Origin of the sequence: Alsobacter metallidurans, from assembly GCF_014636935.1 — a bacterium.
Taxonomy (GTDB): Bacteria; Pseudomonadota; Alphaproteobacteria; order Rhizobiales; family Beijerinckiaceae; genus Alsobacter; species Alsobacter metallidurans.
Genome location: NZ_BMES01000001.1, coordinates 1,646,452 through 1,661,140 on the forward strand (window position 1 = coordinate 1,646,452; position 14,689 = coordinate 1,661,140).

Sequence of the window (14,689 nt, forward strand, 5' to 3'; positions counted from 1 at the left end):
CCCCGCGGGCGCCACAACGCCCCGCGGACTCACGCCCCGATGGTTGGACGACCAGCATAAGAAGGTCAATGGCGCCGAAAATATGGATCCACTGGAGCCGGTTCCGCCGAGCCGTCCGGGCGTTCGAGCGCGATCCGCTCGAGCAGTCGGTCCAGCGGCTTGGGCCTGGCGAACAGGAACCCCTGCGCGGTGTCGCAGCGCGCCTGCCGGAGCATGGTGGCGACCGCCTCGGTCTCGATGCCTTCCGCAACCGTGCTCATCTCGAACTCCCGGGCGAGCGACAGCGTGGCGCGCACGATCTTCCAGGCATGCGAGTCCGAGTCGGCCGCCTGAACGAAGGACCTGTCGATCTTCAGTTCGCCGAACGGCATCCGCAGCAGCGACGACAGCGAGGCATAGCCGGTCCCGAAATCATCCAGCGAGAGCTGAATGCCCTTGATGCGCAGCCGGGTCAGCACATCACCCACGGTCCGGTCGTCGCTGAGCGCCACCGATTCAGTGACCTCCAGGGTCAGGAACGTGGGCGAAAGGCCAGCGGTCGCGAGCGTTTCCTCCACCAGGTCCGGGAACGCGAGGTCGGTCAGCGCCGCGGCAGGAACGTTTACCGCGACTCCGACGCGACCGAAGCGCCGCGTCCAGTTGGCGGCGTCCGCCACGCTCTGGCGCAGGATGCTGCGGGTTAGGGCAGGGGCGAGGCCGTAGCGCTCGATCAGCGGGATGAAAACCACGGGCGACACCGCCCCATAGATCGGGCCCGACCAACGCGCCAGCGCCTCGACGCCGGAGATATGACCGGTGGCGAGATCGATTTTCGGCTGGTAGTACGGCCTGATCTCGCCTCGCCGTATCGCTTCCGCGAGGTGCCCCGGCTCGATCGTGGCTTCGCGCGGCGAAAACCCGGGCTCCAGCGGGTCGGGCAACTCGGCGTCGAGGCAAGCGCGAAGCCGCGCGATGTCGATGGGTTTTTCCAGGTTGCCGAGGGTCGCAAGCCCCAGGGTCTGCCCAAGCCTGATCGCCGAATCGCGAATGCGGGCGTCCAGCCCCGAAACCACCAGCAGGGCAGGGCGCTTGCCCGTTCCGGCGATGTGGCGGATCGCTTCCACGCCGTCGCGTTCGCCCAGCGACAGGTCCACGATCACCACCGCGTAGTCCGCCTCGTTCAGGGCTTCGAGAGCGTCGGCTACCGAGCCGACCGCATCGGTGCGGTAATGCGCGGCTTTCGCGACCGAGCTGATCAGCATGCGCTGCATCGCGTCGTCGTCGATCACCAGGGCCGCGCCGCGGCCGACAGGCCGGGAGGGAGAGCTATGCGTCATGCGGGTCAGTCCGCCTTCAGGGTTTCGGGCAGGGCGCGCCTTGCGTCCACGAAGGCGCGGCCGAGATCGTCGATGGAGCACGCTAGCGCGTCAGGACTCATGGACGACGCTTGCGCCTCCAGACGAGCCGCGACGTCGCACATCGCCGTGAGCCCGAGCGTCGCGGCGGCGCTTTTGATCGAATGCGCGTCCCGCACCAGCGGGCCGCGATCGGCCACCTGCGCCGGCATGGCGGCGATCCGTTCCTGCGTGTCGCGCAGAAACACCCGAACGATGTCGTCCGCCGTGGCGGCCCCAATGTCCGCGATGAAGCGGTCCAGCGTGCCTCGGTCGAGGATCGCGCCTTTGTGGACGGCCGGCGCCGCGGATACGGCTGGCTTGCCGTGGGCGCCGCCGACCTCGCGAATGAGCTCGCCAAGGCGCCGGCCGGTGATCGGCTTGGTCGCGAAGGCGTTCATGCCGGCGGCGCGACCGGCCGCGGCGTTCTCGGGGAGCGCGTTGGCGGTGAGGCCGACGATCGGCACCGTCGCGCAGGGGCTCGACAGGGCCCGGATGGCCCGGGTGGCTTCCAAGCCGTCCATTTCGGGCATCATCACGTCCATGAGCACGAGGTCGTAGGGCGCGGTCTGCACGGCTTCGACGGCCAGCGCGCCGTCCTCCACCGCGTGAACGTGGTGGCCCAGCTTCTCCAGCAAAGTCCCGATCACCAGCCGGTTCGTGCGGTTGTCCTCGGCCAGGAGAATGCGCAGGGGCGGACCGGCTGGCTCCGCCTCCAACTCGCCGAAGCGCCCGTCGTCCTCTGGCGCGTCGGGCGCTCCCATGTTCTGTTCGGCGGCCCCGAACCGGGCCGTGAAGTGGAAACGGCTGCCGGCCCCGGGGCGGCTTTGCACATCGATCCAGCCGCCCATGCGCGCCACGAGCTTGCGGCAGATCGCAAGTCCCAGCCCGGTTCCGCCGAAACGCCGCGACGTACCTTCGTCGACCTGCGAAAATTCGCGAAACAGCAGCGGCAAGTTTTCTTCTGCGATGCCGATCCCGGTGTCCTCCACCGCAAAGGAGAGGCGCACCGGCCGCTCGGCGTCGCCCTCGACAGGGGCGTCGTCGTCCATGGCGGAGTCGGGCGCGATGCGGATCGTGACCGAGCCCTTGTCGGTGAATTTCACCGCGTTGCCGGCGAGGTTGAGCAGGATCTGGCGCAACACCGAGGGATCGCCCTCGACCCAGCGCGGCGCGGCCGCGTCCAGGTCGGTCTCCAGCCGAAGGCCTTTCTCGTTCGCTGCCGGCGCGAGGATCTCGAGCACTCCGTCCGCAAGCTTGCGCAGATCGAAGCGCTCGTTGCGCAGCTCCAGCCTGTCGGCTTCGAGCTTCGACAAGTCGAGCACGTCGTTGATGATCTGCAGCAGGTGCTCGGCGGATTCCCGCAGCGTCGCCGCATAACGCCGCTGCTCGGCGTCGAGCCGCGTCCCGCCGAGCAGGCTGGCCATCCCGATCACCCCATTCAACGGCGTCCGCATCTCGTGGCTCATCATGGCGAGGAACATGCCGCGGGCGCGGGAGGCCGCCTCGGCGCGGTCCAGCGCGGCCGCGAGCTCGGCCTCCGCGCGGGCGCGGGCGCTCACGTCCGTGTACGTGCGCACGACGCCCCCGTCCGCGAGCGCCACGCTGCGCACCTCGAGCACGGTCCCGTTCGGGCGCGTGCGCTGGTAAAACCGCCCCACCTCCCCAATCCCGCCATTGGCGACGAAATCGCGGACTTCGGGGTCGCTGTTGAATTCGCCGGCGGCCTCCTGCCAGCGCAGAATGTCGTCGAAGCGCGGCCGGCCGAGCGCCAGGTCCTCGGGCAGGCCCAGGAGATCCACGGCCTTGCGGTTGAGCACCGCCACCTCGCGGCCGGCGTCGATCATCATGATGCCCTGGCTCATGTGCTCGAGCGTGGCCTCGAGCTCGCGCGACTTGCGGATCGCGAGCGCCTCGCTTTCCTGCCGCGCGGCCTGGGAGCCGGCGAGCCGGCGGTGATGGCGGACGCCCAGCAGCATGCCGGCCAGCACAAACATCGTCATCAGCGCCGCGATGGCGGTGTAGCGCGCCCGATCGTGATCGGGCTGCGCGAAGACGCGCCGGGCCGCCATTGACACGGCGACCGCCAGCGGATAGCCGCGCACCGTCCGGTAGGCCGTCAAGCGCGCCGCGCCATCCGCCGGGCCTTCGGCCTGGTAGCCGCCGTTTCCGGCTTTCGCGAGCGCGGCAAAAAGCGGGCCGGCCAACACCGAGCGCCCGACCGGCTCGCCGATGTCGCCGCCAAGCGCCCGTACGACGCCGTCCGTTCCGACCAGCGTGATGCCGCCGCCCGGGCCAAGATCGATCGCCTCGTAGAAGCGCGAGAAATGCCGTGGGTCCAGGGAGGCCACCAGAACGCCCGCAAACTCGCCGCCGGGCCCGCTGAGCCGGCGCGTGAGCTGCACGGACCACTTGCCCGACGCGCGCCCCAGCACCGGCTTGCTGATGAACAGCTCGTCCTCTATGCGCTGCTGATGAACCCGGAAATGCTCCCGGTCGCGCAGGTCCACCGGCGTGGCAGTTTTGCCCAGATTGGTGGCCAGCATCATGCCGTCCGGCCCGATCATCGCGACCTGCAGGGTCAGGTTGTCGAGAAAATAGGGGTTGGACGTGAAGGACCCGAGGTCGAAGCCGTCCGGATCAAGCTCATACGCCGTGCGCAGCAGCAGCAACGTCTTGTCGACTTCCTGGATCGACCGGACCGTGTGCTCCTCGAAGGTTCTGGCCAGGTTGGACAGGTTCTGCTCGGCGCCCTTCAGCGCATGGTCGCGCGCTTCGCTCAAGTGAAACGACAACCCGGCCCAGATCAGCCCGATCATCACGAGCCCCAGCACGAAGCCTGAACTCAGGGCGAACCGGATGTCGAAGAACTGCTTGGCGCGTTTTTTCATGAAGGAGCAAACCGGCGGGATGCTCAGGCCTACAACTTTCAAGTTCCAAAAGACTTAAAGCAATCAAAGATTGTATTTGTTTCAGGCCGCTTCCATCTGGGACGGCGTGGGTCCGAGCGTGATGCGGGCCGGAAACCTACAACTTCGGCTAGCCAACCCCATATGAGGGGCTCAGGAGGACGGCAATCGATGATCATCACACGGCTTCGGCGACACGCAACGGGTTTAGGGCGCGCAGCGCAGGCTTGCCGCGCAACGCTGGGACGCATTGCGCCGGTTCTGGCCTGTGCAGCCCTTTTGGGCGCGTCCGGCGCACACGCGCAAGAGCCCGAAGTGGTGATGAAGAAGTCGACTGTCTGGAAGATGCTCACGCCGGACGACAAGCTCGCCACCTATGCGCTCGACGACCCGGGCGTCGCCGGTGTGGCGTGTTTCTATACGGTGCCGGAGCGAGGAGGCGTGAAGGGCATGTTCGGCGTCGCCGAGGAGCGGTCCGAAGTGTCCCTGGCGTGCAGGCAGGTAGGGCCGATCTCGTTCAAGGAGAAGTTCGAGCAGGGCAGCGTCGTGTTCCGCCAGTCGCGCTCCTTGATCTTCAAGAAGATGCAGATCGTCCGCGGTTGCGACGCCAAGCGCAATACGCTGGTGTACCTGGTCTACACGGACCGGCTGATCGAGGGGTCGCCGCAAAACTCGACCTCGGCGGTGCCGATCATGCCGTGGGGCGCCGCCACGGACGCACCCAAATGTGCGAATTGGGTCGACAAGTAAGGCGCCGGGCGCTTGAGGGCGGGCAGGCAAAAAGGGGGCCTTTCGGCCCCCTGAACGTTCCAAACCTCAGCCGCGCCGTTACTCGGCGCAAGTCACCGAATAGGCCTTGGCGGAGGCTCCCACCCGGGCGGTTTCGATAGAGGCAGTCACCTCGGAGGGATCGACTGGCCCGAACTGGGCGGCCTTGCCCAGCCCGTGAGCCTCGCACCAAGCGTTCGCCACGATGCTGCCGCACGACCCGCCGGAGGCGAGGCAGTCGGCGACCCCGTAGCCGTCGTTTGCCGGGATCAGGAAAGACTTCTCGCCCTGCGCGGCGGCCGGGCGCGTCATCATCGAAAAGCCGGTCAGGCCTGCTCCCGCGAGGGTGGCGGCGACAAGGGCGAGCGAGAGGGTACCGCGGAACGACATGTGCGTGGTCTCGGGGAAAGCTGGGGGGCTAACGAGGTTTTGAGAGTGCCTCTTCGCCGGTATCAATCACGTTAACGGGCCCTGGGTTCCTGGCTGTGTGCATGCGCACAAAGAAGGTGGTTACCGGGCCCGAACGAGGCGGGACTTAGCTGATCCGCGTGCGGCCGGGCAATGCGGCCGAGCTACATTCATGGTTTGGCCGCAAACCGGCCGGGATGTGTGGCCGCAGGCGCACAGTTTTCGCGCTCGAAGCGCGTCGCGTTTTGCACCGCTCACATCGCCAATGTCGGCTTGACGGAACCAGGGCCGCGCATCATGGTGCGGCCATCATGGCTCCGACGACCGTTATCCCGTTCGTGAACATTTGCAGCTAGCGTCATCGCTGGCTGGAGCCGTCTTTGTGTGACAACTCGGAGCGGATGCCCCAGCCGGACTGGCGAGGGTGGAACCGTATGTCGCTCAAGCTCTACAACACGCTGACCCGCCGCAAGGAAGAGTTCGCCCCCATCGATCCGGCGAACGTGCGGGTGTATGTCTGCGGCCCCACGGTCTACGACTACGCCCACATCGGCAATGCCCGCCCGGTGATCGTGTTCGACGTGCTGTTCCGGCTTTTGCGGCATGTCTACGGAGCGGATCACGTCACCTATGTCCGCAACATCACGGACGTGGATGACAAGATCAACGACCGCGCCGCGCGGGATTATCCGGACCTCCCGCTCAACGAGGCGATCCGCAAGGTCACGGAGGCGACCGCCGCGCAGTTCCACGCCGACATCAAGGCGCTGGGCGTGCTGGCGCCCACCCACGAGCCGCGCGCCACCGAGCACATCGACGGCATGAAGGCGATCATCGAGCGCCTCGTGGCTGGCGGCTTTGCGTATGTGGCCGAAGGGCACGTGCTGTTCTCGCCGGCCGCCATGGACGCCGCCGGCGCGGCGCAAGGCTCGCCGCTGCCGCGCTACGGCGCGCTCGCCAACCGCACGCTGGACGAAATGATCGCCGGCGCGCGCGTCGACGTGGCGCCCTACAAGCGCGACGCCACCGACTTCGTGCTGTGGAAGCCCTCGAAAACCGGCGAGCCCGGCTGGCCATCGCCTGCCGGGATCGAGGGTCTTGGGCGTCCTGGCTGGCACATCGAGTGCTCGGCCATGAGCCAGGCCTTCCTGGGCGAAGTCTTCGACATCCACGGAGGCGGCATCGATCTCGTGTTCCCGCACCACGAGAACGAGATCGCCCAGTCGACCTGCGCGTTCGGCAAGGGCGTGATGGCGAACGTCTGGATGCACAACGGCTTCCTACAGGTCGAAGGCGAGAAGATGTCGAAGAGCCTCGGCAACTTCGTGACGATCAACGAGCTGCTGGCGGTGAAGACGTTTGGCGGACGGCGGTGGCCGGGCGAGGTGCTGCGGCTGGCGATGCTGAAAACGCATTACCGGCAGCCGATCGACTGGACGCTGAAGGCGCTGGAGGAAGCCGAGCGGACGCTGGATCGTTGGTACGCGGCGGCGGCGGCTTTGGCTGAGGCCGATGCTGATCCCCATCCGGACCTGATCGCCGCATTGCAGGACGACCTGAATACCGCCCAGGCGCTCGCGCTGCTGCATGGCCTCTTTGAAACGGCGCCCGCCTGCGCACTCGCGTCGGCGCGTCTTTTTGGTCTCATGCAGGCCAGCACGGACGCGTGGCGCAAATCAAAGATGGAGCAGGTCGCCATCACGGCGGAGGATATTGGTGTCCGCATTCAAGCCCGGCTCGAAGCCCGACGCGCCAAGAACTTCGCCGAGTCCGACCGCATCCGCGATGAACTTGCCGCCATGGGCGTCCAGCTCAAGGACGGCAAGGACGCCGCCACGGGCGAGCCCACCACCACCTGGGAAGTGAAGCGGTGACCGGCATGCGCCAACTCTCTCCCGCGCAGCGGGGGAGATGTCCACGGAGTGGACGGAGGGGGCGGCCGTGCGCCGGCCTCTCCACGGTGTTCCCGCCTGGCCCAAACGCCCCCTCCCTGACCCTCCCCCGCTTCTCGGGAGAGGGGACCGGCTGCGGCCTTGCTCTGCAACATCATCAGCGGTCATGGCCGGGCTTGTCCCGGCCATCCACGCGTGAGCCCAAGGCGTGGATCCCCGGGTCAAGCCCGGGGATGACAGTGGAGGGATTTCGGCTTGGCGTTGGGCGCTGCGCCGCCTTTATAGGTCCCGTTCAGCGCGTCCCTTCTCCCGGGGGTGAGAAGGGGAGCGCGCTTCGGCATCGGCCACCCACGCCGTCATTGCGAGCGCAGCGAAGCAATCCAGGGGTCTCCGGGCGCATGCCCGGCCGCGTTCGCGCCTTGCCCCCTCTGGATTGCTTCGCTTTGCTCGCAATGACGGCCCAGGTATCGCGATCATGACGGAACCTGCGAAGAGCCCATTCAAATTCCGCCGCCTCTGGTGGCTGATGGCCCTCAAGATCGTGCTTCTCGCCCTTGCGATCTATCTCACATTGCGCGCCTACAACCTCGTCTGATCTCAGAAAGACCTGCTCCATGTCCCGCGAGAGACTCACGCTTTTTGACACCACGCTGCGCGATGGCGCGCAGACGACGGGGGTTGATTTCTCGCTGGAGGACAAGATCCACATCGCCGCTCTGCTGGACCGGCTTGGGATCGACTATGTGGAGGGCGGCTATCCCGGCGCAAACCCGCTGGATACGGACTTCTTCGCCAGGAAGCGCACGCAGCGCGCCCGGTTCGCGGCCTTCGGCATGACCAAGCGGGCAGGGCGCTCGGCCGCCAACGACCCGGGCGTGGCGGCGCTGCTCGATGCGCAGTGCGACGCGATCTGCTTCGTGGCCAAGAGCTGGGACTACCACGTGCACGTCGCGCTGGGCTGCACGCTGGAGGAGAACCTCGAAGGCGTGCGCGACAGCATCGCTGCGGCGCGCGCCGCCGGCCGTGAGGCCATGCTGGACTGCGAGCACTTTTTTGACGGCTACAAGGCGAACCCGGACTATGCGCTCGCCTGCGCGAAGGCCGCGCACGAGGCTGGCGCGCGCTGGGTGGTGCTGTGCGACACCAATGGCGGGACGCTGCCGCACGAGGTTGAACGCATCGTCGCCGAGGTCGCGGCCGTGATCCCGGGCAACCATCTCGGCATCCACGCCCATGACGACACCGGCAACGCGGTGGCGAACTCGCTCGCGGCCGTGAGGGCCGGCGCGCGGCAGATCCAGGGCACGCTGAACGGCCTCGGGGAACGCTGCGGCAACGCCAACCTGGTGACGCTGATCCCGACGCTGAAGCTGAAGCCCGGCTACGGGGATCGCTTCGAGATCGGAGTCGACGACGCCGGGCTGGCGACGCTCACGCAGACGTCACGCGCTCTCGATGAATTGCTGAACCGGGCCCCCAACCGGCACGCCCCCTATGTGGGCGCATCCGCCTTCGCCACAAAGGCGGGCATCCACGCCTCCGCGGTGCTGAAGGATCCGCGCACCTACGAGCACGTGCCGCCCGAGACGGTGGGCAACCACCGCGTGGTGCTCGTTTCCACTCAGGCGGGAAAATCCAACGTGCTGGCCGAGCTCGAGCGGCTCGGCATCGCGGTGCAGCGCGACGACCCGCGTGTGTCGCGCCTCCTTGACGAGGTGAAGGAGCGCGAGGCCATGGGCTATGCATATGAGGGCGCGGACGCCTCGTTTTTCCTGCTGGCCAAGCGCGTGCTCGGCGAGGTGCCCGAGTTCTTCACCGTGGAGCGGTTCAAGGTGAACGTCGAGCGCCGCTACAATGCGCTGGGCGACCTCACCACCTTCTCGGAAGCCACCGTGAAGGTGCGGGTGGAGGGCGAAAGCCTGATCTCGGCCGCCGAGGGCAATGGACCCGTGAACGCGCTCGATGTCGCGCTGCGCAAGGATCTCGGCAAATACCAGCGCTTCATCGCCGACATGGAGCTGCTGGACTACAAGGTCCGCATCTTCCAGGGCGGCTCGGACGCGGTGACGCGCGTGCTGATCGAGAGCGGCGACAGCCAGGGCGATCGATGGACCACGGTCGGCGTGTCCGCCAACATCATCGACGCCTCGTTCCAGGCGCTGGTGGACAGCATCACCTACCGTCTGGTGAAATGCGGGGCCGGGCAGGCGCCGTAGCGCGCCCGCGCCCTGCGTCTCAATCCACCAGCGTCAGCGTCTTGTCCTTGCAGACGTCCATGCCGGAGCCCGAGATCTCGATCTCGTCCGCGTAGCTGCCCAGGATGTCGAAGACGCATTCGCCCTTCTTGGCCGGCACCACGAGCACGATGCTCTTGCCGGACGCCAGGGGCTTCCGGAGCAGGTTCTTGCCACCGGTTTCCGCGCCGGGCGCAAGAAAGCCCAGGCTCGTGATCGCGACCGCACGCTTGTTGGTGACCGTGATCTTGAGCGCGCCGCCCGCCTTCGCCTTGGGCGCCGCCTCCGCGGCCGGAAATGTTGCGCTCAAGAGTGCGGCTGCGCCCAGCAGCCCCAGCCAATTCTTCATGGTGTCCCCCGTGGCGTCTGCCGCGCCTTTAGCCCGGCTCCAGCTTCATCCGCGAAGCAGAGCCTCGTCAAGCGGCCGTGAAGCTCAAGCTTAGGATAGCGTCCGCCTAAGTTGAAGGACCAGCTGAGAGTCAAATTAAGGAACAATTGCGAGGGGGGTGCGTTCACTTGGCACGATCGAACAAGTCGAACGGTGTCTAGGAGGACAACAATGACCTACGATCCCAACAACGTCAACCGCCCGCTGACGGACGATACTCTGGCCCCGCGCACCGATGCGCCTGGCGCTTACAGCCGTCCGCCGAGCAATACGGGCGTCATCGGCGCGATCATCGGCGTGCTCGCCGTGGTGGCGGTCGTGTTCTTCGTCTGGCGCGGCTATGAGGGCGGCGACATGAACAACACGACGGCTCCGGCCAACCGCGGCGCGGCCACCAGCACGACTTCGCCTGCGCCGGCCCCGGCGGCTCCCGCCGCCCCGGCCGCGCCCGGCGCTCCCCGCACGCCGTAACGGCGTCGCGACCGCTCACAAGCGCTTCGCATCCGCTTCGAGGGCGGGACATGGGCGGTCGGCCGAAAGGTCGGCCGCCTTTTCCATTTCGGGAGTCAGAAGCGCTCGGCGACGAGCTTCTCGGCCCTCTGGTCGGGGTGGGCCGCGGCGGCCGCGGCCTTCAGCATCGGGATGATCTCCGCGGTGCGTTCGGCCACCAGGTAATTCACCTCGAACCCGGCGCGCACGAAGCCCTGCTCGCGCATGTGGTCCAGCAGCGACAGGAACGGCCGCCAGAAGCCCGCGATGTCGGCCACCAGGATTGGCTTGCGATGCTGGCCGAGTTGCGACCAGGTCATCTGCTCGACGAGCTCCTCAAGCGTGCCGACGCCGCCCGGCAGCGCCACGAAGGCGTCGGCGCGGTCGAACATCATCTGCTTGCGGGTGTGCATGTCCGGCACCACCACGAGCTCCTGCGCGTCGGCGATCATGAGCTCCCGCGCGCGCAGGAATTCCGGGATGATGCCGGCGACATGTCCGCCATGGTCCAGCACCGCGCGCGCCACCGTGCCCATCAGCCCCACATTGCCGCCGCCATAGACGAGCCGGATTCCGGCCTCCGCCATGGCGCGGCCCAGATCCGTGGCGGCCTGCGAGAAGGCCGGGTCGGCGCCGTGGCCGGAGCCGCAATAGACGCAAATCGATGTAATCTCGGTCATCGGGTTATGTTGCACCGCACTTTCCCAGGGTCAATGCGAGCAATCGACGGAGCCGCCTTCTCCATCTGTGCGCTATGCGCAGCACCTTTGAATTGCTAGGGTTTATGGCGTGACGTGCGTTCAGGACAGGTATGATGGCGGTTTGGATCAAGGTTGTGGCGCTGGTCCTCGGGCTTGGAGCCCTGGGGGGAGCGCTCGCGCTGTTCGGATTGCCCACGAACCTGACCCGCAACGCGGACGCGCCGGCCGCCGTTCCAGCCCCGCCGGCGGGGCAGGCCCCGGCCGTCACCGCGCCCGCGACGCCGGCTCAGCCTGCGCCGGCGCCCAGCGCCGCCGCCCCGCAGTCCCCGGCCGCCGCCGGCCCAGTCGCGGCGCTCCCCGGCGCGGCCCCGGCGTCCGAGCCCGCGAAGGCGCCGACGCCCGCGGCCCCCGGCATGCAGGCGGTCCCGGCCCCGCCGACCTTCGACATCGTCCGGGTCGAGCCCGGCGGCGACGCCGTGATCGCCGGCCGCGCGGTTCCGGGCTCCACCGTCGAACTGCTGCGCAACGGCCAGCCGCATGACCGCGTCAAGGTCGACGCCACGGGCCAGTTCGCGATGACGCCGCCGAAACTGCAGGCCGGCGCGCATGAGCTCACGCTCGCGATCACGACGCCCGACGGCAAGCGCCAGGTCTCGGCGCAGAGCGTCACCGTGTCGGTGCCGACCAGCCCCAACGGCGAAGTCGTGGTCGCGCTCACCGCGCCCGACAAGCCCACCGAAATCCTGTCACGCACGCCGGCCGCCAACCCGGCCCCCAACGCTCCGCCCGGCGCCAACACGCCCGCCAAGGTCGCGAGCGCGCCCTCCTCGCCCGCCCCGGCCGCGACGCCGGGCGGCCCGCGGTCACGCGTGCTCCTGTCCACCGTGGAGGCGGAGGAGGGCGGCAAGCTCTTCGCCACCGGTCAGGCCGCCCCCGGAGCCGCCGTGCGGCTCTACCTGAACGAGACCTTCCTGGCGACCGCCAAGGCCGGCCCCGACGGCCGCTGGTCCTTCACCATCAACAAGGGGCTGGAGCCGGGCGCCTACCGTGTCCGGGTCGACGACGTGGACGTTGACGCCAAGGTGTTGTCGCGCGCCGAGGCCCCGTTCGACTACACGGCCCGCATGGCGTCGCTGGGCAACGCCGGCGCGGTTGCGGCCGTTTCGGCGCCCGTCGCGGCGACGACCGGCGCGCCGGGGGCCGCCACTTCATCCCCAGCGACGGATGGGTCCTCCCAGGGCGGCAAGCCTGCCCAGATCGCGTCGGCGGACGGCGCCAACGTCGTCGTGCCTGAAATCCGCACCACCCTGGTGGCGCGGGGCGACAGCCTGTGGCGTATCAGCAAGAAGAGCTACGGCAGCGGCATGCGGTACACGGTCATTTATGACGCGAACCAGACGCAGATCCGCGACGCCGACCTGATCTATCCGGGCCAGATGTTCGTGATCCCCGGCGATAAGAAGCCCTGAACGTTCGCATCCCTGGACGAACGCGGTGCGCAGTCGCCCGGGCGCGCCCGGATAGGGTGCACGTGGCCGCGAACGGGCCTATATAAGCGGCGACCCAGTTTGGAATTGCTGCAATGAACGTCATGTCGCCGCCGCCGGCGCAAGGCGCGGCCTCCGCATCCCGCCCGGGCATGCAGGGCCGCGTATCCGCGGGCAAAGGCAAGCTCACCGAAACGATCCGCGGCCTCTGGCCCTATATCTGGCCGTCCGACAGGGCGGACCTCCGGCGCAGGATCGTGTGGGCGACGGTGCTGCTGTTTGTCGCCAAGCTCGTCACCGTCGGCGTGCCGTTCACGTTCAAATGGGTCACCGACGCGCTTGTGCCGCCCGGCCCCAATGGCCCGCCCACCAGCATTCCGATCGCCTCGCTGGCGGCCGCCCCCATCATCCTGACGCTGATCTACGGCGTGGCGCGCTCGCTCATGGCGCTGCTCACCCAATGGCGCGACGCCATGTTCGCGACCGTCTCGATGCACGCCGTGCGGCGGCTCGCCTTCGAGGTGTTCGAGCACATGCACCGGCTGTCGCTGCGCTTCCATCTGGAGCGCAAAACCGGCGGCCTCACGCGGGTGCTTGAGCGCGGCCGCAACGGCATCGAGACCATCGTCCGCATGGTGATGCTGACCGGCTTCCCGACCGTCGTCGAGTTCGCCCTGATCCTCGGCATCCTGCTCTACCAGTTCGACTGGCGCTACGCGGCCGTCACGGTGGCGATGATCGCCGCCTATATGTTCTACACAACCAAGGCCACCGAGTGGCGCATCGCTATCCGTCGCACCATGAACGAAAGCGACACGGACGCGAACACCAAGGCCATCGACAGCCTGCTCAACTATGAGACGGTGAAGTATTTCGGCTCCGAGGAGCGCGAGGCCAGCCGCTACGACAAGTCCATGGAGCGCTACGAGCGCGCCAGCGTGAAGGCCTATATCTCGCTCGCCATTCTCAACGCCGGTCAGGCCGTGATCTTCACGATTGGCCTCACGGTCTGCATGGTCATGGTCGTGTCCGGCATCCGCACGGGTCGCCACACGGTCGGCGATCTCGTGATGATCAACGCCATGTTGATCCAGCTCTACCAGCCGCTGAACTTCATGGGCATGGTCTATCGCGAGATCAAACAGGCCGTGATCGACATCGAGGCCTTGTTCGACATCCTCGACCGTTCGCCTGAGATCGCCGACCGGCCCGGCGCCAAGCCGCTGGCCGTTCCGTCGGGTGACCTGCGCTTCGAGGACGTTCACTTCGCGTATGTGCCCGAGCGGCCGATCCTGCGCGGCGTCACCTTCGAGGTGCCGTCCGGCAAGACGGTGGCGATCGTCGGCCCATCCGGCGCCGGCAAGTCCACGTTGTCGCGGCTGCTGTTCCGGTTCTACGAGCCGCAATCGGGCCGCATCACCATCGACGGACAGGACATAGCGGACGTCACCCAGAAAAGCCTGCGCGCCGCCATCGGCATGGTGCCGCAGGATACGGTGCTGTTCAACGACACCATCGGGTACAACGTCCGCTATGGCCGCTGGGAAGCCAGCGAGGAGGAGGTCCACAAGGCCGCCGCGCTGGCCCAGATCGACGTCTTCATCAAGTCGCTGCCGGAAGGCTACGAGACCAGCGTCGGCGAGCGCGGCCTGAAGCTCTCGGGCGGCGAGAAGCAGCGCGTCGCCATTGCGCGCACCATCCTGAAGGGACCGCCCATCCTTGTGCTGGACGAGGCTACCTCGGCGCTCGACAGCTTCACCGAAAAGGACATCCAGGACGCGCTGGAGCGCATCTCCCGCGGCCGCACCACGCTGGTGATCGCTCACCGCTTGTCGACGGTGATCAACGCCGACGAAATCATCGTGCTCGACAAGGGCGTGATCGCCGAGCGCGGTCCGCACGCCGAGCTGCTTGCCAGGGACGGCCTCTACGCGGCGCTCTGGAACCGTCAGCGCGAGGCCGACGAAGCCCGCGAGAAGCTGGAGCGGACGCGTGCGGAGGAGGGGCTTGTCGGGAAGGTGGGGGAGGTCGTGTGAACGC

General features: G+C 67.7%; 11 protein-coding genes. 6 read left to right on the plus strand and 5 right to left on the minus strand.

The annotated features are described in order from the left end of the window. Positions 1-65: 65 nt before the first annotated feature. The gene (locus IEV99_RS07535) at positions 66-1,316 is read right to left on the minus strand and encodes an EAL domain-containing response regulator (protein ID WP_188517049.1); all 1,251 of its coding nucleotides are present in this window, start codon (positions 1,314-1,316) and stop codon (positions 66-68) included. A 5-nt stretch (positions 1,317-1,321) separates the two neighbouring features. Further along, positions 1,322-4,264 carry an ATP-binding protein gene (locus IEV99_RS07540; protein ID WP_188517050.1) on the minus strand — a complete coding sequence of 981 codons (2,943 nt, stop codon included), beginning with the start codon at positions 4,262-4,264 and terminating at the stop codon, positions 1,322-1,324. A gap of 189 nt (positions 4,265-4,453) precedes the next feature. On the opposite strand from IEV99_RS07540, the gene IEV99_RS07545 reads away from it, so the two are divergent. Then, entirely contained in the window at positions 4,454-5,032 is a 579-nt protein-coding gene (locus tag IEV99_RS07545) for a CreA family protein (protein ID WP_188517051.1), read from the plus strand. Positions 5,033-5,110: 78 nt separating this feature from the next. Here IEV99_RS07545 and IEV99_RS07550 read toward each other — a convergent pair whose 3' ends face one another. Next, entirely contained in the window at positions 5,111-5,440 is a 330-nt protein-coding gene (locus IEV99_RS07550) for a hypothetical protein (protein ID WP_188517052.1), read from the minus strand. 452 nt (positions 5,441-5,892) lie between these two features. Between IEV99_RS07550 and cysS the strand changes: the two genes are divergently transcribed. Together cysS and cimA are read left to right on the plus strand one after the other, a co-directional pair. Further along, entirely contained in the window at positions 5,893-7,332 is a 1,440-nt protein-coding gene (cysS, locus tag IEV99_RS07555; RefSeq protein ID WP_188517053.1) for a cysteine--tRNA ligase, read from the plus strand. 632 nt (positions 7,333-7,964) lie between these two features. After that, a complete protein-coding gene (gene cimA / locus IEV99_RS07560; RefSeq protein WP_188517054.1) occupies positions 7,965-9,566 on the plus strand; it encodes a citramalate synthase in 1,602 nt (533 codons plus the stop codon). Positions 9,567-9,585: 19 nt separating this feature from the next. Here cimA and IEV99_RS07565 read toward each other — a convergent pair whose 3' ends face one another. Next, positions 9,586-9,933 carry a hypothetical protein gene (locus IEV99_RS07565; protein WP_188517055.1) on the minus strand — a complete coding sequence of 116 codons (348 nt, stop codon included), beginning with the start codon at positions 9,931-9,933 and terminating at the stop codon, positions 9,586-9,588. A 210-nt stretch (positions 9,934-10,143) separates the two neighbouring features. Here IEV99_RS07565 and IEV99_RS07570 point away from each other — a divergent pair, with 210 nt between their 5' ends. Next, a complete protein-coding gene (locus IEV99_RS07570) occupies positions 10,144-10,443 on the plus strand; it encodes a hypothetical protein (protein WP_188517056.1) in 300 nt (99 codons plus the stop codon). A gap of 95 nt (positions 10,444-10,538) precedes the next feature. Here IEV99_RS07570 and IEV99_RS07575 read toward each other — a convergent pair whose 3' ends face one another. After that, a complete protein-coding gene (locus IEV99_RS07575; RefSeq protein WP_188517057.1) occupies positions 10,539-11,141 on the minus strand; it encodes an LOG family protein in 603 nt (200 codons plus the stop codon). 134 nt (positions 11,142-11,275) lie between these two features. Between IEV99_RS07575 and IEV99_RS07580 the strand changes: the two genes are divergently transcribed. Continuing rightward, positions 11,276-12,631, plus strand: coding sequence for a LysM peptidoglycan-binding domain-containing protein (locus IEV99_RS07580; protein ID WP_188517058.1), 1,356 nt, complete (start codon positions 11,276-11,278; stop codon positions 12,629-12,631). Between the two features lie 122 nt (positions 12,632-12,753). Further along, on the plus strand, positions 12,754-14,685 hold the full coding sequence (locus IEV99_RS07585; protein WP_280514648.1) for an ABCB family ABC transporter ATP-binding protein/permease: 1,932 nt from the start codon (positions 12,754-12,756) through the stop codon (positions 14,683-14,685). The last annotated feature ends 4 nt before the right edge of the window (positions 14,686-14,689 follow it).

Bases quoted from the DNA above. Each gene is read 5' to 3' on its own strand.
- IEV99_RS07535 (WP_188517049.1), bottom strand. From the start codon at position 1,316: ATGACGCATAGCTCTCCCTCCCGGCCTGTCGGCCGCGGCGCGGCCCTG.
- IEV99_RS07540 (WP_188517050.1), bottom strand. From the start codon at position 4,264: ATGAAAAAACGCGCCAAGCAGTTCTTCGACATCCGGTTCGCCCTGAGT.
- IEV99_RS07545 (WP_188517051.1), top strand. From the start codon at position 4,454: ATGATCATCACACGGCTTCGGCGACACGCAACGGGTTTAGGGCGCGCA.
- IEV99_RS07550 (WP_188517052.1), bottom strand. From the start codon at position 5,440: ATGTCGTTCCGCGGTACCCTCTCGCTCGCCCTTGTCGCCGCCACCCTC.
- cysS (WP_188517053.1), top strand. From the start codon at position 5,893: ATGTCGCTCAAGCTCTACAACACGCTGACCCGCCGCAAGGAAGAGTTC.
- cimA (WP_188517054.1), top strand. From the start codon at position 7,965: ATGTCCCGCGAGAGACTCACGCTTTTTGACACCACGCTGCGCGATGGC.
- IEV99_RS07565 (WP_188517055.1), bottom strand. From the start codon at position 9,933: ATGAAGAATTGGCTGGGGCTGCTGGGCGCAGCCGCACTCTTGAGCGCA.
- IEV99_RS07570 (WP_188517056.1), top strand. From the start codon at position 10,144: ATGACCTACGATCCCAACAACGTCAACCGCCCGCTGACGGACGATACT.
- IEV99_RS07575 (WP_188517057.1), bottom strand. From the start codon at position 11,141: ATGACCGAGATTACATCGATTTGCGTCTATTGCGGCTCCGGCCACGGC.
- IEV99_RS07580 (WP_188517058.1), top strand. From the start codon at position 11,276: ATGGCGGTTTGGATCAAGGTTGTGGCGCTGGTCCTCGGGCTTGGAGCC.
- IEV99_RS07585 (WP_280514648.1), top strand. From the start codon at position 12,754: ATGTCGCCGCCGCCGGCGCAAGGCGCGGCCTCCGCATCCCGCCCGGGC.